This window comes from Gilliamella sp. wkB18 (assembly GCF_001690875.1).
Classification (GTDB): Bacteria; Pseudomonadota; Gammaproteobacteria; order Enterobacterales; family Orbaceae; genus Gilliamella; species Gilliamella apicola_A.
The window spans coordinates 13,448-35,383 of sequence record NZ_LZHM01000049.1 but is presented as its reverse complement, the minus strand read 5'-3'; the positions used below and the strand labels follow the sequence as shown (position 1 = coordinate 35,383).

Below are 21,936 nucleotides of genomic sequence, written 5' to 3'. Positions count from 1 at the left end.
TTAAGACATCCCTACAAAAATAACGCCTGCGGTGATTAATAACATACCAATTAAGCGATAAATAGTGAGCAATTCTTTAAAAATCACTCGACCTACTAGCATGATAGTAATGATATTAAATGAAGCAAGTAATACGCCCTGCGAAAGGGGTACTAACGTTAAAAAGGCTAACCATAATAAAAATTCAGCTACATAAGCGATAATACCAACCCAAATCCACTTATTCTTAGCTAAATCCAACCAATAGTACCAACCATCGCGGTTATTGGGAGCAATGGCGGCAAATTTAAAAGCGACTTGCCCTAGTGTATCAAAACAGATATTACTAATCCAAAGTATAATAACTAATGGTGACATTATGCTTTTATTCCTTCTGCGATATTATCAAAGAATGATGCACACTCTTTGATTACTTCACGTCGTTGACTATCAATCGTAATTAAATGATAACTATCATTTAATACCACTAATTTTGTTGATCCTGATACCGATTTTTCAACTAATTTGGCATTGGTTTCTATATTTGCGATATCATCGTTGCCTGAATGCATAATTAAACAAGGTGAAGTAACTTTAGGTAATTGCTTACGCATGGCTTTTGCCAGTAACTGCATTTCGGCAAGTGCAGGAAATGGATTGCCTGCAAGCCCAGCAGAGGCTGCATCACCACTTAACATGCTTTCAGAAACGACAGCTCGAATACGTTCGTCTTTAAGTCCATAAGGTGGTTGTTCGATAAAAACTTTTTTTTGAAAAATACCTAATTTTTTAAAGTAAACGAGTAAGAAAAAAAGTTTTTTTGCCCAAAAAGGCATACTCCAACCATCGTAACAAAATGTGGGAGCTAAAACGCCAACACCTTTAATTTGTTCAGGTCTATCGGCAGCAAGTTTTAATGCAAGTAGTGCCCCCATTGATAATCCGGCAACAAAAATATTATCTACATGTTGTGCTAAATAATTTGCACCATCTTGTACGCTTTTATACCAATCTTGCCATGTTGTTTTGCACAGATCTTCTTCAGTACCACAATGCCCAGCTAATTGGATTGCATAAACAGTAAATCCAACTTTATTTAAACCATTAGCTAAAATCCGCATTTCATTAGGTGTACCAGTTAAACCATGAATCAATAGCACGCCGTTTTTATTACCTGGAAGAAAGTAAGATAAATCTTCAATTTTACTCATTAAAATTCCTTATTCTTTTACCATCATGACAGGAATAACCGCTTGTTGATCCTGTTTTAATGCCGTAGTTACATCTGCAAAATTAGTAATCTTACAATGTTCAATTCTATTTTTTTCACAATAGTTAACAAGTTTATCTTTAGCAAAAACAAAATCAACATTATGTGAAACACAATAATCTGACGTGCCATCACCCACATAAAGTATTTGTGGAAAATATTGCTGTTTTTTAACATGGTTACATTTGCAGTTACCACTCTGTTTTATACAATTTTTATTAGAATAAGGAAATTCAAGCCGCCAACTACGTTCATTGTCATGGAGTAATTTATTAGCAAAAATAGGTAAATGTTCAATGCCGTGACGTTTTAAAATGAACTGAATCGCATAATCTAATCCGTCACTTACCACATGAACAGGAATATTATTTTGTTCAGTATAATTGATAAATGACTTAAATGATGGGTCAATTTCAATCTTTGATAAAACTTGGTTAAGCTCTTCTAAACTCGCGTCCATTAGGGAAATTTGCTTGCTCATACATTCTTGAGAGCCAATTTTGCCATTAATCCATAATTCTTCAAGCTCATCACAACCATCTTGGCCGAAATGGTCGAGTAACGTATCAGTAACATCTTTTATACTAATTGTGCCATCAAAATCACATAAGACAATTGGCGTGTGGTACTGTGTATAAGACGGATTAAAAAGCGACCCTGTTATTGATGAAAAAGTATTCATGTTGGATATAAAAATAGTCTATATAAAGATATTGGTGCAAATTTTCTCATACAGTGCCAATAAACTTTGTTGGCTCTTTGTATATATTTTGTAACGGGGAATAAATTGTCTGTATAATGAGACACTCTAAGTACAAGCCGTGGTAATTAAGAACAGATAATGAGTGAACGTATATTAATCATCGAAGATGATCAGCGGTTAGCCAATTTAATTCAAGTCTATCTTATTCGACAAGGATACCTAGTTGAATGGCATAATAGTGGTGCTGGTGCTGAAGAAAAGATTCAACAACTTAATCCTGATTTGGTGATATTAGATGTCATGTTACCTGAAAAAACAGGCTTTGACATCTGTCGAGATATCCGTGCATGGTTTACCAACTATATCCTAATTATGACCGCGAGCGAAGATAATATTGATGAAATCGTCGGCCTTGAATTAGGAGCAGATGACTACTTAGCAAAGCCTGTTGAACCAAGACTACTGCTTGCGCGCATCAGAGCCTTATTACGGCGAAAGCAGATAGAAAGCGATAAAGACAACATAAAAGAACTTGTCATACCTCAAAATAATAAAACACTAATATTTGGTCAATTAGCCATAGATGGCGAAAATCGCAAAGTACTATTGCAAGAACACGAGATTGATTTAACCACTGCCGAATTTGATCTGCTTTGGATACTAGCCATTAATGCAGGAAGCATTTTGTCTCGAGATGATATTTTTTCACAAGTTCGTGGTATTGATTTTGATGGTAGTGATCGTTCCATTGATGCGCGAGTTTCAAGACTTCGCCGAAAATTACTTGATGATCCAGATAATCCATCACGAATCAAAACCGTTCGAGGTAAGGGCTATTTATTTATGCGAGAGGGAGAAAACCATTGAGACAGTTACTTGCTAAGCCGTTATTTTTTAATCGCCGAATTGTCTTTTACCTCGTTATTTTACTATCATTGCAATGCATTATTGCTTATGGCGCATTGCTAGTATTTGATTCGTTACCTTCGTCATTAACTGATATGCCCGATGATCATATTGTCTTTCGTGAATCACAACGGGGTACAGTCAACTTGATTCGTATGCGTATTGATGAAAACAAAGATCGTCCTTTACAAAATGTTGTCGACGAATTACAGCCCTATTTTGGCTATCCTATTACTATTCTACCGACTGGCACTCCACTACAAAATACGGTGAACAACGAGTTAAAAAAGTTAGGATTTTCATATGATAGCGATGAAGAGGTCATTTATATTGATCTAAAGGATGGTCATTTGCTACAACTGGGGCCAATGGTGATGCGAGATATTTTAAAATCCAATACGATGTCCTTGTCTGTTTTTTTAATTATCTGGGCTTTATTTAGTGCCATTATCTTTTTTATTTTAATTTATATGGCTTTTAGTGCTGTCTGGAAAGATTTAGTCAATATCAGACAAACGGCTGAACAGCTAGGTCAAGGTAATTTAAAAGCACGTACTGAAAACGTAAAAGGTTGGTTATTTAAGCCTCTTGCCAATGTACTAAATAACATGGGTATGCATATTGAACACTTAGTTAGCACCAACCAGACCATATCCCATGCAATGGCACATGAACTTCGTACACCATTAGCGCGAATGCGATTTGAACTCAGTATGCTTGAAGAGTCCAATGATGAGCAAGAAAAATTGCTTCTCCAAAAGGGCATGAATGATGATATCAATGAACTTGAAACTTTAATTAACGCCAGTTTAAATTACTTCAAAATGCAGCAAAGTAACATAGAGCTGAACTTTACTCATGTCTCACTAAAAGATTGGAGTGAAAAAGTTTGCCAATCCATAACATTATTTAAACCTAAAGGATTTGAGCTTGTTTGTAATAGTCAAGATGCACAGGCTTTTATTGATACCAATTTGGTTGAAACGATTGTTAAAAATTTATTACTTAATGCATTTAAATATGCGACGCATAAAGCAATCTTAAACATTACTAAACAAGATAATCGTGTTATTTTAGAGATTGATGATGATGGAGCTGGCATTCCTTTTAATGCGCGAGAAAAAATATTTATGCCATTTGCAAGACTTGATACCAGCCGAACTCGGTCAACCGGAGGTTATGGTTTAGGTCTAGCATATGTAAAACTTATGGCAGAATTTCATGATGGTAAAGCTTTTGTGGTTACAAGTCCATTAGGTGGAGCAAGATTTGTGGTTTCATTAAAATCGGGAGATGAATAACGACAGTATTGATTGGTAAATACGGTCAAAGAATTATTGGTAACAAATTTATTTTATTGATGTTTTTATTGATATTTTTTTATTAACACCCTAGTTATATTGTGAAAAAATAATATCGTTTAACTAAACGCCAATTTTGTTGATACAAATAGCCTGCTTCCCATTTCAGAAATAACAAAAATTTGTTATATTCATCAACCAACACAAAAGTAATGGCAAGCAAATATTCATAATTTGTTATTAATAAACATATCATCAGAGGTTTTTTATGAGCGGTTCACTACCGACAGAGACTGAAACTCGTCCAACTAACTTTATCCGTCAAATTATTGATACGGATCTTGCAGCTGGCAAATATAAAACAACGCATACCCGTTTTCCACCTGAACCAAACGGCTATTTACATATTGGTCATGCTAAATCAATTTGTTTAAACTTTGGCATTGCACAAGACTATCAGGGTAAATGTAATCTACGTTTTGATGATACCAACCCAGCTAAAGAAGAAGTTGAATATGTTGAATCGATCAAACAAGATGTTCGTTGGTTAGGATTTAAATGGGATGGTGACATTTGCTATTCATCTAATTATTTTGACCGATTATATGAATATGCCATTGAGCTTATCAAAAAAGGACTAGCTTATGTTGACGAGCTATCTGCTGATGAAATTCGCGAATATCGGGGCACATTAACTCAACCAGGTAAAAACAGTCCTTATCGTGATCGTCCTATTGACGAGAACTTAGCCATGTTTGAGCAAATGAAAGCAGGTAAATTTGCTGAAGGAAAAGCCTGCCTAAGAGCTAAAATTGACATGGCATCACCATTTATTGTTATGCGTGATCCTGTGATATACCGTATTAAGTTTGCCGAGCATCACCAAACAGGTAATAAATGGTGCATTTACCCAATGTATGACTTTACGCATTGTATTTCTGATGCGATAGAAAACATCACACATTCACTCTGTACGCTTGAATTCCAAGACAATCGTCGTTTATACGACTGGGTATTAGATAATATCACAATCGATGCTCGCCCACATCAGTATGAATTTTCAAGATTAAATTTAGAGTATGCCATTACCTCTAAACGTAAGTTAAACCTATTAGTATCAGAAAAAATTGTCGATGGTTGGGACGATCCACGCATGCCAACAATATCGGGACTGCGTCGCCGTGGCTACACTCCAGCTTCGATTCGAGAATTTTGTCGCCGAATTGGTGTCACCAAGCAAGAAAACACCGTTGAAATGAGCACGCTTGAGTTTTGCATTCGTGAAGACTTGAACGAAAATGCACCTCGTGCAATGGCGGTGCTTGATCCTGTTAAGATCGTGATTGAAAACTTTTCAGATAATATTGACGAAATAATTAGTATGCCAAACCATCCTAATCGTCCTGAATTAGGCACGCGTGAAGCGACCTTCACTCGTGAAATTTATATCGACCGAGCCGATTTTAGAGAAGAAGCCAACAAAAACTACAAGCGCCTAGTGCTTGGTAAAGAAGTGCGGTTGCGTAATGCCTATGTAATTCGTGCTGATCGCGTTGAAAAAGATACAGAAGGCAATATCAAAATAATTTATTGTAGCTATGATCCTACTACATTAAATAAAAATCCTGAAGATGGCCGTAAAGTCAAAGGTGTGATTCATTGGGTTTCGGCTAAGTTTGCAAAATCAGCTGAAATTCGCCTTTATGATCGTTTATTTAATACGCCAAATCCAGGTGCTGCTGAGGACTTTTTATCAACAATTAATCCTAATTCATTAATTATTAAACAAGGTTTTGTTGAGCCAAGTTTACAAAAAGCTCAAGCGGGGCAAACCTACCAATTTGAACGAGAAGGTTATTTTTGTTTAGATAGCAAATTTGCAACTGAAGGTAGGTTAGTGTTTAACCGAACTGTTGGTTTAAGGGATAGTTGGAGTGAATCTAAAACTTAATTAAAATAATTCGCCGAATAACAGTCGGCGAATTATTTTAAAACTTATTTTCACATAATGCGGTTGGTAGCTGTTTTAGCTGAACCCAAAAATAAAATAATAAAGGATTTATTTCGCACTATTAAAAATTATTCTTATGCAATTACAATCAAATTAAGCAGAAATCCACACACATTGTGTCAAAATACATTATGTGTTTTTATCTGCAATTTTTTTATTTGTCATATTATATAATTTCATATAAAAGCTTTTATTTATAGTTTGATGCTTAAATGTAAAGTTAGTAAAGCTTTTTAATATATTCAATAACTGTTTTTATGTAGGCACATGGTTTACTTTCTTTTATAATATTGTCTTATTTCTTCTCTATTTTTAGCTTAAAAAGAGTAATTTTCATGAAAATTTTAGCTGGCTGTTCTGCATTATCTCCATTTCGTATTAGTAAAATCTTATCTGCTTGTTGTAAAAAATCTATCCCTGTTATCAATATTGAAGCCCAATACCTGCATTTTGTTGATTTGGCAGGCGAATTGACGGCTGAACAACAGTTAACGTTAGATAAATTATTACAATACGGTCCAAAAACTGCACAAATCAATGTTAACCAAATAGCTAGCAAGCAACTCTTTTTAGTGACGCCAAGAGCGGGAACGATTTCGCCTTGGTCATCAAAAGCAACTGATATTGTGCATAATTGTGGTTTATCACAGATTCGCCGTATTGAGAGGGGGATTGCTTATTATGTGCAAGTAAGTTCAGAATTAACCGATTGGCAAAAAAACGATTTTATAGCATTAATTCATGATCGCATGATGGAAGCGGTCTTTAGCCATGTTGAGCAAGCCGAGCAGTTATTTCATGTTGAATCACCTGCGCCAGTGACAATCATTGATTTATTAGGTCAAGGTCCTAAGGCATTAGACGAGGCTAACCTTAAATTAGGTTTGGCGTTAGCATCTGATGAGATTGATTATTTAGTTGAGAACTTTAAAAAACTAAATCGTAATCCTACTGATATTGAACTTTATATGTTTGCACAAGCCAATTCTGAGCATTGTCGTCACAAGATTTTTAATGCCGATTGGGTTATTGATGGGGTAAAGCAGCCTAAATCACTGTTTAAGATGATCAAAAATACTTTTGAACACACTCCTGATTATGTTTCGTCCGCTTATAAAGATAATGCCGCAGTGATGGACGGTTCAATCGTTGGGCGCTTTTTTGCGGATAATGAGAATAAAACATACTGCTATCATCAAGAATATGCAGATATTTTAATGAAAGTTGAAACACATAATCATCCAACAGCTATATCACCTTGGCCGGGTGCGGCAACGGGGAGTGGTGGTGAAATTCGTGATGAAGGGGCAACTGGACGCGGTGCTAAACCTAAAGCGGGCTTAGTTGGGTTTTCAGTTTCTAATTTGCGTATTCCTAATTTTGAACAACCTTGGGAGCAAAATTTTGGTAAGCCAGATCGCATTGTGAGCGCTTTTGATATTATGATGGATGGTCCTTTAGGTGGTGCGGCGTTTAATAATGAATTTGGTCGTCCGGCTTTGTTAGGGTATTTCCGTACTTATGAAGAAAAGGTTAATAGCCATAATGGCGAGGAGCTTCGAGGTTATCATAAACCGATTATGTTAGCTGGTGGTATGGGTAATATTCGCCGTGAACATATCCAAAAAGGTGAGTTTCCAGCTGGCTCTAAACTGATTGTTTTAGGTGGCCCAGCGATGAATATTGGTTTAGGCGGTGGAGCGGCTTCGTCTATGGCGTCGGGTCAGTCTGATGCTGATTTGGATTTTGCTTCTGTTCAGCGTGATAATCCTGAAATGGAGCGCCGTTGTCAGGAAGTTATCGATCGCTGTTGGCAACTTGGTGAAGATAATCCTATCTTATTTATTCATGATGTTGGTGCTGGAGGTTTGTCTAATGCAATGCCTGAACTTGTTAGCGATGGTGGGTGTGGCGGTAAGTTTGAGCTTCGTAAAATACTTAGCGATGAACCAGGTATGTCACCACTAGAAGTTTGGTGTAATGAATCACAAGAACGATATGTGCTTGCGATTCATCCCGATAAATTGGCATTATTTGCTGAACTTTGTCAGCGTGAGCGTGCACCTTATGCGGTGATTGGTCAGGCAACCGCCAATAAGGCGGTTACCTTGCATGATGAGCATTTTAATAATCATCCCATCGATTTGCCATTAGATGTGCTACTTGGTAAAACGCCTAAAATGCAACGTGATGTTAAAACTCACCAAGCACATGGTGATAGTTTTTCAACTTCTGAAATTAATTTATATGATGCGGTCAAACGTATTCTACATTTGCCAACCGTTGCCGAAAAGACCTTTTTAATTACTATTGGCGATCGTTCAGTGACGGGTATGGTTGCTCGTGATCAAATGGTTGGGCCTTGGCAAGTACCTGTTGCTGATTGTGCTTTGACTACTGCAAGTTTGGATAGTTATTATGGTGAAGCTATGTCAATCGGTGAACGTGCGCCAGTTGCGTTACTTAATTTTGCCGCATCAGCAAGGCTTGCAGTTGGTGAGGCAATTACTAATATTGCCGCAACCAATATTGGTGATATCAAACGCATTAAGCTTTCAGCTAACTGGATGGCAGCGGCCGGGCATCCGGGCGAAGATGCTGGGCTTTATGAGGCCGTTAAAGCTATTGGTGAAGAGTTATGCCCAACTTTAGGGCTTGCTATTCCTGTTGGTAAAGATTCGATGTCCATGAAAACGACATGGCAACAAGATGGTGAGCAAAAAACCATGACTTCACCATTATCATTGGTAATTTCGGCATTTGCGCGTGTTGAAGATGTGCGTAAAACAGTGACACCACAATTGCGTACTGATCAGGATAATACATTATTGTTGGTTGATTTATCGAAAGGTCATCAAGCACTAGGAGCCACCGCACTTGCCCAAGTGTATCGTCATTTAGGCCAAAAAACAGCGGATGTTCATGATCCTAAAGAACTACTTGCTTTTTATAATGCGATTCAGGCTTTAGTAAACCAGAATGCTTTGCTTGCTTATCATGATCGTTCTGATGGTGGGCTGTTTGTGACATTGGCCGAAATGGCTTTTGCTGGATATTGTAGTGTTGATGTAGACATTACCTCGTTAGGTCATGATGTGATTGCTTCGTTATTTAATGAAGAATTAGGCGCGGTTATTCAAGTAGCTAGTAACCGTTTAGATGATGTGATGGCTTGCTTTAAGCAGTTTGGCTTATCCCATACGGTTCATGTGCTTGGTAATGCTAAAACTGGTCAACAAATTATTGTGCGTGATAACTCAGCTACGGTATACCGTGAATCACGCTTAACCTTGAGAACATGGTGGGCGCAAACGACATGGCAAATGCAACGCTTACGTGATAATCCTGAATGTGCAGATCAAGAACATCAAGCTAAACAAAATGAAGATGATCCAGGATTAAATGTGCACTTAACTTTTGATCTGCAAGCCGATATTGCAGCACCTTATATTGCTAAAGGAATAAGACCAAAAGTCGCTGTTTTACGTGAGCAAGGCGTTAATTCACACGTTGAAATGGCGGCAGCATTTGATAGAGCTGGCTTTGAAGCAATCGATGTACATATGACTGATTTACTTTCTGGTCGAATTACGCTTAGTCAATTTAGTACACTGGTTGCTTGTGGTGGCTTCTCTTATGGCGATGTTTTAGGAGCAGGTGAAGGTTGGGCCAAATCTATTTTATTTAATAAAAAAGTGCGTGATGAATTTGAACAATTCTTCCATCGCAAAGATACTTTATCGTTAGGGGTTTGTAACGGTTGTCAGATGATGTCGAACCTTAAAGATTTAATTCCGGGAGCGGATTTGTGGCCTCGTTTTGTTCGCAATTTGTCAGAACGTTTTGAAGCTCGCTTTAGTTTAGTGCAAATTCAATCAAGTCCTTCGTTACTATTTACTGATATGGCTGGTTCGCATATGCCAATTGCTGTTTCACACGGGGAAGGACGTGTTGAAGTGGGTGATGATGTTCATCTAAGCCGTTTAGAAGCATCAGGATTAATTGCCGTACGTTATATTGACCATTTTGGCAAAGTAACACAGCAATACCCTGCTAATCCAAATGGTTCGCCAAACGGTATTACTGCAGTGACATCTCAAGATGGGCGGGCAACTATTATGATGCCACATCCAGAACGGGTATTTAGAACAGTAACTAATTCATGGCATCCTGATAACTGGGGTGAAGATAGCCCTTGGATGAGAATATTTCGTAATGCTCGTAAGCAATTAGGTTAAATAAAACAAAGATCGCCGACAATGGTGTCGGCGAATATGTTTATTTGTTGAGTAGTTTAAGCAGTAACTGAGTGCTTTTGTCTTTCGATAAGTGGCTGCGCTAAAACGTGCTCCATTTTTCGTAATAGCTCGTCTGTTTCTTCCCAGTTAATACATGCGTCAGTCACAGATACGCCATATTTAAAGTTTTCTGGTGGTTGCTCGGAAGGCTGATTTCCTTCAAATAAGTTACTTTCAATCATTACACCAATAATCGAATTATTGCCTTTTTCTATTTGCTCGATAATGGAATTAGCAACAATAGGTTGATTTCGATAATCTTTATTTGAATTCGCATGGCTACAGTCAACCATTAAGTTAGGTAACAATCCTGCCTTTTTCATTTGTGTTTCGCACAATGCGACATCTTCAGCATCATAATTTGGTGTTTTACCGCCACGCAAAATAACATGGCCGTGAGGATTGCCTGTTGTTTGTAAAACCGTTACTTGTCCTTGTTGGTTAATTCCTACAAAACGATGAGGCATAGAGGCTGATTTCATGGCATTAATTGCAACATCTAAACTGCCATCTGTTCCATTTTTAAAACCAACAGGCATTGAAAGTCCCGAGGCCATTTCTCGATGCGTTTGTGATTCAGTAGTTCTTGCCCCAATTGCAGACCAACTAATTAAATCGCCAATGTATTGTGGTGTGTTGGGATCTAGCGCTTCGGTTGCAATAGGTAAACCAATTTTAGCAATATCAAGCAGTAATTTACGTGCTTTTTTTAGACCATGCTCAATATCAAATGAACTATCCATATGGGGGTCGTTTATCATACCTTTCCAACCAACTGTGGTTCTTGGTTTTTCAAAATAAACACGCATGACGATAAATAAGTGATCCTTAACTTCGTCTGATAGTTTTTTTAATTTATGCGCATATTCTATTGCCGCAACAGGATCATGAATAGAGCAAGGACCACAAACAATTAGTAAACGGTGATCTTGGCGTTCTAAAATATCTACAATGGCTTGTCTTGATGAGGCAATTTGTTTTTCAAGATCATGGGATAGCGGATAAAGCTTTTTTATCTCTTCAGGGGTAATTAGCATGTGTTCATCTCTAATTCGAATATTATTTAGTGTATCTTTTAACATTTCTGCTGTCCTTGTTAAAATCATTTAATTATTTTATATGTAAATTATGAATTACGTAGTTCTTTATTATGTAAACACAAAATTACATAATAGTAAATAAAATTTATACGATATCGTTATGATATCTTAAAATATTTATGAAATATAATTCAATATTATACAAATAAAGCTGTTTTATTTTATCAATATCTGTAAAATTGTATGTAAATATTTTTTTACACTAAAGTAATGGTTAACAGCAACGTTTGTCAAAAAATTTTAGGTATTTATGCGTTTAAGTATAAAAATAACAATTTTAAAACCAATATTAAGTGTTCACTATTGAATTTAATACGATACTTTTATCAATACCATCTATCACATCAACATGCCCAATTTTCGTTGGTACAACCAGTCGTAATTGTCCAGATAGTACTTTTTTGTCTCGTAACATGTGTGGAAGGTAAGATTCAACCGGCATTTGTGTTGGTCTGCTAACAGGTAGTTTAGCGCGTATTAGCAAGTTTTTAATTCGATCAAGATCTGATTGTGTTAATTTACCAAGTGATTTGGCAGTTTGAGCAGCCATTAACATTCCCACGCTGACAGCTTCACCATGTAGCCAGCTTCCATAACCTAGCTCTGCTTCTATAGCATGGCCATACGTGTGGCCAAGGTTTAAAATTGCACGCATGTCTTGTTCTGTTTCGTCGGCTGCAACCACTTTTGCTTTCAGTTCGCAACAGCGATAAATACAGTAACTAAGTGCATTACTGTCTAGGTTGAGTAAATCTTCAATATGCTGTTCTAACCAATTAAAAAATTCAGCATCTAAAATAATGCCATATTTTATAACTTCGGCAAGCCCTGCTGATAGCTCTCTTTGCGGTAAGGTTTTTAAGCAGTTGAGGTCAATAACCACCGCTTGTGGTTGGTAAAAGGCACCAATCATATTTTTACCTAGCGGGTGGTTAATGGCTGTTTTACCACCAACGGATGAATCAACTTGGGAAAGTAGCGTGGTTGGTACTTGAATAAATTTAATTCCACGTTGATAAGCCGATGCTGCAAACCCAACAACATCCCCAATGACACCCCCGCCAAGAGCAATAAGGGTTGAGCTACGAGTATGGTTATTAGTAAGTAGAGCCGTAAGAATTGTGTTCCATGTTTCCATGGTTTTATACTGTTCACCATCTGGAACAACGACAGAATCAGTCTTTACACCGTGCTTTTCAAGCATATTAATCACTGTCTGCAAATAAAGTGGGGCGATTGTTTCATTTGTTGCAATGAGTACACGTTGACCTGCTTGAAGTTTAAAATGTTCGAATTCGGTAAGGATATTTTCACCAATTGCGATTGGATAACTGCGTTTTGCTAACGCCACGTTTAATATTTTTTGCATATTAATTTCCAAACAGGTCCAAGTTGATTTATTGTTGCATGTTAGCGATAAAAGAGTAGCAGTGCAACTTAGAATCATTTAAACTTATCAACAATTTTGATTTATGATATTAAATTTTATATGTCTTTATCTATTGTTTTAGCACAAAAAAATTGGCGTGTGGGCGATATTGAAGGGAATGTTCAACAGATTATTGAATTGATAAATAGCCACTCATCCGATGATCTTATTATTTTTTCTGAACTTGCTTTGTGCGGTTATCCCCCTGAGGATTTAGTATTTCGATCTGATTTTAAAGATCGTTGTCAAAAGGCACTTGCTTTAATTGAGCAAGCCAGTAAACATTGTGCGGTTATTGTTGGGCATCCACATTGGCAAGATACGCAACTTTATAATGCATTGTCATTTTTTTGTGATGGAAAATTACTAGCTTGCTATCATAAACAGTTACTACCTAATTATAATGTATTTGATGAGAAGCGTTATTTTACTGCAGGTAGTCAAACGTGTGTTGTCAACTTTAAAGGTCAAAAGATTGGCTTGTTAATTTGTGAAGATCTTTGGCAAAATCAGCCAATTGATGATATTAAACATGCTCAAGTTGATTTTGTAGTTGCAATTAATGCTTCACCTTATGATTATGAAAAACAGCAACAGCGATATGATTTGGTTAAACATCATGCTAAACGCACAAGTTTACCAATTATTTATGTCAACCAAATTGGGGGACAAGATGAGCTGGTATTTGATGGTGGTTCTTTCATTTGTAATGAACACGGTGAAATTGTTTGTCAGCTAAAATCATTTGAAGAACAAGTTTCTTCTTTTGAATATGGTGTTAATCATCAGGCGATAATTGATAATAATGAAAATGATCAATTAGCTTCAGTTTATGATGCATTGGTACTTGCAACTCGCGATTATGTGACTAAAAATGGCTTTGAAGGTGCGGTTTTAGGTCTTTCTGGCGGGATTGATTCTGCACTAACACTGGCAATTGCTGTAGATGCTTTAGGTAAAGATAAAGTGCAAGCTGTGATGATGCCATTTCGTTATACAGCTGATATTAGTATTGCTGATGCTAAAGAAGAAGCAGAAATACTAGGGATTGAATTTGATATTGTTTCTATTGAACCGATGTTTGATGCGTTTATGTCATCGTTAAGTTCAATGTTTATTGGCTTGCCCAAAGATACTACTGAAGAAAATCTGCAAGCACGTTGTCGTGGTGTTATTTTAATGGCGATATCAAATAAGCGCCGAAGGTTGGTTCTTACAACCGGTAATAAGAGTGAGATGTCGGTCGGTTATGCAACACTTTATGGCGATATGGCAGGTGGTTTTGATGTGCTTAAAGATGTTCCTAAAACTATGGTATTTGCATTATCAAAATATCGAAATATGCGTTCTTATGTGATTCCTGAACGAGTAATAGCTCGCCCTCCTTCAGCAGAGCTAGCGCCGGATCAGAAAGATGAAGACAGCTTACCACCTTATGATATTTTAGATGGAATTTTGAAAGGTTATATTGAACTAGATCTCTCCATTGAACAACTTGTTGCTCAAGGTTATGATGAAGTGACAATAAGGCGGGTTATTAAATTGGTTGATATCAATGAGTATAAACGTCGTCAATCTGCTGTCGGTCCGAAAATAACAACTCGTAATTTTGGCAAAGGTAGGCGTTATCCTATTACTTCTGCTTTTGGATTTAAAAATTGGTGATCTCGAATTAATTAAGGTGAATTGATATGAAAAAAATTGAAGCAATTATTAAACCATTTAAACTTGATGATATTCGAGAGGCACTTGCCGAGCAAGGTATTAGCGGAATGACAGTTACTGAGGTTAAAGGATTTGGTCGTCAAAAAGGGCATACTGAACTTTATCGTGGTGCGGAATATATGGTTGATTTTTTGCCGAAGGTCAAAATTGAGCTTATTGTCTCGGATGATATTTTAGAAACGTGTATTGAGGCCATTATGAAAACGGCACAAACCGGTAAAATCGGTGATGGTAAGATTTTTGTTTATAATGTTGAGCAAGTGATCCGTATTCGTACTGGCGAAATGGATGAATCGGCGATTTAATTCAATTTGTTATTGAATATCTGGTCTTTCTCTTTTTAATAATTCGGAACTTACAACACCTTGAATTGAACATATGAGAAGGGTCATATTTGCCCCCTTTTCAAGTAGTAATAATTTTTCAGTTGTATTTGGTGCTGGGACTGTTTTTACACCAATAACAGTCCCATTGTTATCATGCCAAACTTGAACATCCTCATTGATATTGCGAATTTTGGGATTCGCAATATAAAGTTGGTTATCTTCCATATTTTTCCATTTTAAGAAATTTAATGTATTTTTAATTTGTTTTATATCGTTATCAATAATAAATCCCCAAAAATAATACTTTCCGATCCTACCTAAATCCATAGCACTATCATAGTACCCTTTTATTGTTAAATCTTTATATTTAAAAGGGGTAGAAAAGTATAAGAAATTTTTAGAGGCATCAACACGGTTTGTTACTTGTATATAAGCCAAATTCTCATCGACAGTTTGGATATTGGTAAATTGTTGTAGTTCATCTTTATTATTATAAATAGTACTAAAAAAATTAGGATTACAAAGAACAAACGTTTCTATTAATGGTTGTTTATCGGCTAATGCCGTAAACGGGAAAAATAGGAAAAATACGCTCATAAAATTCTTTATCATAATAATGGTATAAAACGCAATGAATATTATTTAATTAACTAATACAGATTGTATAATTATTAAGTCAGAATAACAATAATTAAGCTGTTTTTCTTTTTTTGTTTACTGATAAAACATAAATTTAAGCTATGTTTTTACATTAATCTGTATTAATAATAAAAAATATATTTTTCAACTATTAATGATGTTGGTTTGTTTATTTATTATGGAATATAGATCCCATAATCATTAATTGATTGTAAAAATAGTTGGAGTATTGAAAAAAATAATATAGTTTAAATTTAACAGTAAGTTAATTAATAATTTAATATCAATGGAAATAAAATATGCAAGAGTCATTTGCACATCAAATATTAACAAAATTTACTACTTTTAATGATATTTCTACTAAAACTTTTTTTGGTGGCTTCAGTATAAGTAGTGGTACAATAATGTTCGGCTGGATTGGTAAAAATGGTTTTTATTTAAGAGGCCATTCATCTTATCGTTCTCTTTTTATTGAAGCAGGAATGCAACCATTAAGTGTATCATCAGGTGTTTCAACTAAACTACTTGATTATTATAAAGTTAATGATGATTGGTTGAATGATGAGGAAAAATTGCATTCCATAGCCAAAATGGTAATTGAGCATACTAAACAAGAACTATACGAAAAAAATGAAATTAAAAAAAAGCGAATAAAAGAATTGCCAAACATGACATTATCATTAGAGCGATTATTATGTAGTGTTGGAATTAAAGATGTTGAAACATTGGAGAAAAAAGGATATTTAGAATCTTATTATATGATTAAAAGTAAAAAAGAGGAAATTTCAATTAATGTATTATTTAGCTTATATGGTTCATTACATAGACGTCATGTTGCTTCTTTATCAAAAACAATTAAAAATGAAATTAAGTTTGAATATCAACATTTTTTAGAGCAGATCGCTAATAGCTCCTAAGAGGAGCTATTAAGATTAGATGGAGTCATTATGTTAAATAATGGTTCCATTAACAATTATATCGTAACAGTCATTTCGAAATGATCTATTTTTAGATAACTATCTTCTGGTTAAGTGCACTATTGAGCTATTTTTTAATTAGAAGCTCGCCTACGAGGAGTGCGTCTAAAAGCTTTCGGTGCAGGTAAATCAACTAATAATGCCGACGGATCATATTGGCTAACTGGTATTGCATGATCAATTGCTTTTTCAATAGCAGGCAAATTTTGTGAGTAACGTTCGCAAGCTAGTGAAATAGAATAACCTTCTGCACCAGCTCGCCCAGTTCGTCCGATTCGATGCCGATAGTCATCGCAATCATCAGGAAGATCGTAATTAAAAACATGAGTAACATTAGGTATATGTAACCCTCGAGCTGCAACATCGGTGGCAACTAAAATATCAAGATCACCTTGAGTAAATTGTTCTAAAATGAATAAACGTTTTTTCTGAGCGATATCACCGGTTAATAACCCAACTCGATGACCATCAGCGACAAGGTGTCGCCAAATTTTTTCACAAGCTATTTTTGTGTTAGCAAAAACGATGCAGCGATCAGGCCATTCTTCTTCTATAAGTGTTTGTAATAAAGCTAATTTATCTTCATTGGATGGGAAGAATAATTCTTCTTTAATACGGTGGCCGATTTTTTGCTCAGGTTCAACCTCTACATACTGTGGATTATTCATATGTTCAAATGCAAGTTCACGCACATTATGTGTCAGCGTTGCAGAAAATAGCATGGTTAACCGTTTTTGTGGTATAGTCATATGTTTGAAAATCCAGCGAACATCACGAATAAATCCTAAATCAAACATACGGTCTGCTTCGTCTAATACTACAACTTGAATTGCTTTTAAGTTAATGTAATTTTGTTTCGTATAGTCAATTAACCGCCCTGTCGTTGCAATCAAAATATCCACACCTGCTGATAACATTTTTAATTGTTTGTCATAACCATCACCACCGAAAGCTAATCCTAATTTTAGCCCAGTTTCTTCAGATAATAGTTCTGCGTCATTGTAGATCTGTACAACGAGTTCACGTGTTGGGGCAATAATTATTGCTCTTGGTTGATTGGTTTTATGATCCGGTAAAGGTTCATGATTCAATAAGTAATTAAATGTTGATGCTAAAAAAGCTAGAGTTTTGCCTGTTCCTGTTTGTCCTTGCCCCGCAATATCAATGCCCTTTGAGGTTAAGGGCAAAGTTTTTTCTTGAATTGGCGTACAATATACAAAACCCTTTTTTTCAAGTGCTTTTATCACCAAAGGATCAAGAGAAAATTGATTAAAAGTTGTTTTGGTAAGGTATGATTGGATCATTGTTATCAAAAATAATTATCAGAATTGTCAAATTATAACATATTAAATGGAGTCATATCACCAATAATTATGCCCTATTATAATAATTACTAGCAGAGTACCCTAAAATAACCTAACATTAGCCAATAAAATATATTTGGAGATAATAAGCATGTGTAATAATATTGTTTCACTTTCTGAAACTAATTTTGATAGTGTTATCAATGATACAACAAGACCTGTACTAGTTGATTTTTGGGCTGAATGGTGTGGTCCTTGTAAAATGGTTGCGCCTATTTTAGAAGAAGTAGCGCAGGAATATTGCGATAAAATTGTCATCGCTAAATTAAATGTTCAAGAGAATCCAAATATAGCCCCCAAATTTGGTATTAGGGGAATTCCTACTTTATTAATTTTTAAAAATGGTAAGGTTGTTGCAACTCAAGTTGGTGCACTTTCTAAAACTCAACTTATAAGTTTTATTGACGCACAATTATAATAGGTTATTTTATTTAATCATTGTTATTAAGAAAAAGAGTAATTGAAAGAAATTACTCTTTCCCCATTTTATGTGATTTGTCCTTTATATTTAGCTTAATATTTACAAATTTTAAAAAAACAAACTTAATTTATTATAGACATATTATTGTTTTTAGTGTAAATTGCTAACCTCTTACGAAGACCCCTTTCAACAATTCATTGTTTTTCTTGATAAAGTGGTGAAAATTCTATACTCAGATATTTAGTTATCATTAAAAGCTTCATAATTAAGTGAATTCGTGTGTTGTAAGAAAGAGAATTTTCAATGAGTAAATGAAACAAATAGACAAAAATAATATTAATTGCAAACATATCTAATTTATCCTCAAGAATTTTTAAAATTATGAATTTAACTGAATTAAAAAACACATCTGTTTCCGAGCTTGTAATGCTTGGTGAAAAAACAATGGGACTAGAAAATCTAGCACGCCTTAGAAAACAAGACATTATTTTTGCAATCTTGAAGCAACATGCCAAAAGTGGTGAAGATATTTTCGGTGATGGTGTTCTTGAAATTTTGCAAGATGGATTTGGTTTTTTGCGTTCAGCTGATAGCTCGTATTTAGCTGGCCCAGATGATATTTATGTCTCACCTAGCCAAATTCGCCGGTTTAATTTAAGGACTGGAGATACTATAGCAGGTAAAATTCGCCCTCCGAAAGAAGGGGAACGTTATTTTGCTTTGTTAAAAGTGAATGAAGTTAATCACGATAAACCAGAAGACGCCCGTAATAAAATTCTTTTCGAAAACTTAACTCCACTTCATCCAAATTCTCGTTTACGAATGGAACGAGGTAACGGTTCTACCGAAGATATCACCGCAAGAGTTCTTGATTTAGCATCACCAATTGGTAAAGGTCAACGTGGTTTAATAGTTGCTCCACCTAAAGCGGGTAAAACGATGCTTTTGCAAAATATTGCACAAAGTTTAGCGGTCAATCATCCGGAATGTGAATTGGTTGTATTAATGATTGATGAGCGCCCAGAAGAAGTGACTGAAATGCAGCGTTTAGTTAAAGGTGAAGTTGTCGCTTCGACATTCGATGAGCCAGCAGCAAGACACGTTCAAGTTGCTGAAATGGTCATTGAACGGGCAAAACGTTTGGTTGAACATAAAAAAGATGTGATTATTTTATTGGATTCGATTACACGTTTGGCGCGTGCATACAATACGGTTGTTCCTTCATCTGGTAAAGTGTTGACCGGTGGTGTAGATGCGAATGCATTGCATCGTCCGAAACGTTTTTTTGGTGCGGCGCGTAATGTAGAAGAAGGCGGGAGTTTAACTATTATAGCGACTGCGTTGATTGATACTGGTTCTAAAATGGATGAAGTTATTTATGAAGAGTTTAAAGGTACTGGAAATATGGAAGTTCATTTATCTCGTAAAATTGCTGAACGTCGTGTGTTCCCTGCCATTGACTTTAACCGCTCAGGTACGCGAAAAGAAGATCTAATGACTTCACCTGATGAACTCCAAAAAATGTGGATTTTACGTAAGATTCTTAATCCAATGGGTGAGATTGATGCGATGGAATTTTTGATCGATAAACTTGCCATGACTAAAACTAATGATGATTTTTTTGAAATGATGAAACGTTCATGATTTATTCAGTTGATGGTAAATATCATTAAAGTCATGAAAAAGAGCCGTATTGTATTCTGATACGGCTTTTTTTATGGCAAAATATAGCGTAATTTATAAAACTTAATTAAGTTTTAGGTGTTGTTAAAACCTTATGGTTAAGGTTATAGAGGTTTAATAAAGGAGCCAAATCATGTCAAAACAACAAATCGGTGTTATTGGAATGGCAGTTATGGGGCGAAATCTTGCGCTCAATATTGAAAGTCGTGGATTTTCTGTTGCTATTTATAATCGCTCTAAAGATAAAACAGAACAAGTCATGACTGAACATTCTGATAAGAAATTGGTTCCTTATTATACAATTGAAGATTTTGTCAATTCTTTAGAAAAACCACGCCGTATCCTGATTATGGTGCAAGCAGGTAAAGGTACTGATGCAGTAATTGATGAGTTGCGCCCACTTTTAGATAAAGGTGATATTATTATCGATGGTGGGAATGCCTATTTTGAAGATACAATTCGTCGTAACAAAACATTGTTAGCAGAAGGATTTAACTTTATTGGTACTGGTGTTTCAGGTGGCGAAGAGGGAGCGCTAAAAGGTCCATCAATTATGCCTGGTGGGCAAAAAGAGGCTTATGAATTAGTTGCCCCAATATTAGAGAAGATTGCAGCTAAGGCTAATGGCGAGCCTTGTGTTGCTTATATAGGTCCAAATGGCGCTGGTCATTATGTAAAAATGGCTCATAACGGCATTGAGTATGGCGATATGCAACTGATAGCTGAAAGCTATTCGGTATTAAAACATGCTGTTGGTTTAACTAATGATGAACTTGCTGAGGTGTTTACAGATTGGAATAAAGGCGAGTTAGACAGTTATTTAATCGAAATTACCGCTGATATCTTTAAGCATAAAGACGAAAACGGTAATTATTTAATTGATGTGATTTTAGATGCGGCAGGCAATAAAGGTACAGGTAAATGGACCAGCCAAAGTGCTTTAGATTTGGGTGAGCCTTTATCTTTAATCACTGAGTCTGTATTTGCTCGTTATCTATCAGCAATTAAAGATCAACGAGTTGCGGCGGCAAAAGTGTTAAAAGGTCCTCAAAAAGCGCCTTATAGTGGTGATAAGCAGGAGCTTATAGAAAAAGTCCGTAAAGCACTTTATATGGGTAAAATTATCTCTTATGCACAAGGTTTTGCACAGCTAAAAGCCGCTTCTCATAAATATCAATGGAATTTAAATTATGGAGAAATAGCTAAAATATTTAGAGCAGGTTGTATTATTCGTGCACAGTTTCTTCAAAAAATTACCGACGCTTATGCTGATAATAATGAGATTGATAATCTGCTATTAGCACCATATTTTAATCAAACGGTCGAAGCCTACCAACAATCATTGCGTGATGTGGTATCTTTAGCGGTACAACAAGGTATTGCTGTTCCAACACTTTCAGCAGCGATTGCTTATTATGATAGTTATCGATCAGCGGTATTACCAGCTAATTTGATTCAAGCACAACGAGATTATTTTGGTGCTCATACCTATGAGCGTATTGATAAAGAAGGTGTGTTCCATACGGATTGGCTAAATATTGAATCATAATTTAGTTGATTAATAATCTTATTTAGATATACAAAAGCGCAAGTAAGCTTTGTGCTTTTGTTTATTTGTTTTTTTAGTGAATTTATTTCTTCTTTTCCTGTCTTATACATCATTATTTCATAAATGCTTGTCATTATTGACTTTGAATTTGTCAAGCCATTTTATTTATTAAAAAATCTAGAAAAACACTATATATGGTGTATAATCTAAAAATAGATACTATATATAGTGCTATCTGGGCGGTGTGAAAACTTG

At 35.6% G+C, this 21,936-nt stretch carries 17 protein-coding genes; 10 read left to right on the top strand and 7 right to left on the bottom strand.

Annotated features, from left to right (window positions below; all coding sequences use genetic code 11):
* The 3 genes from A9G48_RS05330 to A9G48_RS05320 are packed head-to-tail and all read right to left on the bottom strand — an operon-like array spanning position 1 to position 1,931.
* Complete coding sequence (locus A9G48_RS05330) at positions 1 to 357, bottom strand: EamA family transporter (protein WP_034948505.1); 357 nt, start codon at positions 355 to 357, stop codon at positions 1 to 3.
* Positions 357 to 1,190 (bottom strand): alpha/beta hydrolase, encoded by an 834-nt coding sequence (locus A9G48_RS05325; RefSeq protein ID WP_034948502.1) that lies wholly within the window; start codon positions 1,188 to 1,190, stop codon positions 357 to 359. The genes A9G48_RS05330 and A9G48_RS05325 overlap by 1 nt, the downstream gene beginning before the upstream one ends.
* Positions 1,191 to 1,199: 9 nt before the next feature.
* The gene (locus A9G48_RS05320; protein WP_080715945.1) at positions 1,200 to 1,931 is read right to left on the bottom strand and encodes an MtnX-like HAD-IB family phosphatase; all 732 of its coding nucleotides are present in this window, start codon (positions 1,929 to 1,931) and stop codon (positions 1,200 to 1,202) included.
* Positions 1,932 to 2,090: 159 nt separating this feature from the next.
* Between A9G48_RS05320 and A9G48_RS05315 the strand changes: the two genes are divergently transcribed.
* The 4 genes from A9G48_RS05315 to purL all read left to right on the top strand — a co-directional run bounded on the left by A9G48_RS05315 (position 2,091) and on the right by purL (position 10,408).
* Positions 2,091 to 2,819, top strand: a complete 729-nt coding sequence (locus A9G48_RS05315) for a winged helix-turn-helix domain-containing protein (RefSeq protein WP_034948499.1) — start codon at positions 2,091 to 2,093, stop codon at positions 2,817 to 2,819.
* A complete protein-coding gene (locus A9G48_RS05310) occupies positions 2,816 to 4,159 on the top strand; it encodes an ATP-binding protein (protein ID WP_051825471.1) in 1,344 nt (447 codons plus the stop codon). The genes A9G48_RS05315 and A9G48_RS05310 overlap by 4 nt, the downstream gene beginning before the upstream one ends.
* Positions 4,160 to 4,427: 268 nt before the next feature.
* Entirely contained in the window at positions 4,428 to 6,110 is a 1,683-nt protein-coding gene (gene glnS, locus A9G48_RS05305; RefSeq protein ID WP_034948496.1) for a glutamine--tRNA ligase, read from the top strand.
* 395 nt (positions 6,111 to 6,505) lie between these two features.
* The gene (purL, locus tag A9G48_RS05300; RefSeq protein WP_065575900.1) at positions 6,506 to 10,408 is read left to right on the top strand and encodes a phosphoribosylformylglycinamidine synthase; all 3,903 of its coding nucleotides are present in this window, start codon (positions 6,506 to 6,508) and stop codon (positions 10,406 to 10,408) included.
* A 56-nt stretch (positions 10,409 to 10,464) separates the two neighbouring features.
* On the opposite strand, the gene A9G48_RS05295 is transcribed toward purL, so the two are convergent.
* Together A9G48_RS05295 and aroB are read right to left on the bottom strand one after the other, a co-directional pair.
* Positions 10,465 to 11,550, bottom strand: a complete 1,086-nt coding sequence (locus A9G48_RS05295; protein ID WP_051825467.1) for a 3-deoxy-7-phosphoheptulonate synthase — start codon at positions 11,548 to 11,550, stop codon at positions 10,465 to 10,467.
* A gap of 307 nt (positions 11,551 to 11,857) precedes the next feature.
* Positions 11,858 to 12,937 (bottom strand): 3-dehydroquinate synthase, encoded by a 1,080-nt coding sequence (gene aroB / locus A9G48_RS05290; RefSeq protein ID WP_034948490.1) that lies wholly within the window; start codon positions 12,935 to 12,937, stop codon positions 11,858 to 11,860.
* Between the two features lie 120 nt (positions 12,938 to 13,057).
* On the opposite strand from aroB, the gene A9G48_RS05285 reads away from it, so the two are divergent.
* Both A9G48_RS05285 and glnB read left to right on the top strand, forming a co-directional pair.
* A complete protein-coding gene (locus A9G48_RS05285) occupies positions 13,058 to 14,662 on the top strand; it encodes an NAD+ synthase (protein ID WP_034948609.1) in 1,605 nt (534 codons plus the stop codon).
* A 26-nt stretch (positions 14,663 to 14,688) separates the two neighbouring features.
* Entirely contained in the window at positions 14,689 to 15,027 is a 339-nt protein-coding gene (gene glnB, locus A9G48_RS05280; RefSeq protein ID WP_034948487.1) for a nitrogen regulatory protein P-II, read from the top strand.
* A gap of 9 nt (positions 15,028 to 15,036) precedes the next feature.
* Here the strand turns inward: glnB and A9G48_RS05275 are convergent, their stop codons facing one another.
* Positions 15,037 to 15,645 (bottom strand): hypothetical protein, encoded by a 609-nt coding sequence (locus A9G48_RS05275; RefSeq protein WP_034948484.1) that lies wholly within the window; start codon positions 15,643 to 15,645, stop codon positions 15,037 to 15,039.
* 341 nt (positions 15,646 to 15,986) lie between these two features.
* Here A9G48_RS05275 and A9G48_RS05270 point away from each other — a divergent pair, with 341 nt between their 5' ends.
* Complete coding sequence (locus tag A9G48_RS05270) at positions 15,987 to 16,604, top strand: TfoX/Sxy family protein (RefSeq protein WP_034948481.1); 618 nt, start codon at positions 15,987 to 15,989, stop codon at positions 16,602 to 16,604.
* Between the two features lie 134 nt (positions 16,605 to 16,738).
* Here A9G48_RS05270 and rhlB read toward each other — a convergent pair whose 3' ends face one another.
* On the bottom strand, positions 16,739 to 17,968 hold the full coding sequence (gene rhlB, locus A9G48_RS05265) for an ATP-dependent RNA helicase RhlB (RefSeq protein WP_051825464.1): 1,230 nt from the start codon (positions 17,966 to 17,968) through the stop codon (positions 16,739 to 16,741).
* 151 nt (positions 17,969 to 18,119) lie between these two features.
* On the opposite strand from rhlB, the gene trxA reads away from it, so the two are divergent.
* The 3 genes from trxA (at position 18,120) to gndA (ending at position 21,681) form a co-directional block, all read left to right on the top strand.
* Positions 18,120 to 18,446 (top strand): thioredoxin TrxA, encoded by a 327-nt coding sequence (gene trxA / locus A9G48_RS05260; protein ID WP_034948480.1) that lies wholly within the window; start codon positions 18,120 to 18,122, stop codon positions 18,444 to 18,446.
* Between the two features lie 384 nt (positions 18,447 to 18,830).
* Positions 18,831 to 20,093: a transcription termination factor Rho gene (gene rho, locus A9G48_RS05255; protein WP_034948478.1), complete on the top strand. Its 1,263-nt coding sequence runs from the start codon at positions 18,831 to 18,833 to the stop codon at positions 20,091 to 20,093.
* Positions 20,094 to 20,265: 172 nt separating this feature from the next.
* Positions 20,266 to 21,681 carry an NADP-dependent phosphogluconate dehydrogenase gene (gene gndA, locus A9G48_RS05250; RefSeq protein WP_034948475.1) on the top strand — a complete coding sequence of 472 codons (1,416 nt, stop codon included), beginning with the start codon at positions 20,266 to 20,268 and terminating at the stop codon, positions 21,679 to 21,681.
* Positions 21,682 to 21,936 lie beyond the last annotated feature (255 nt).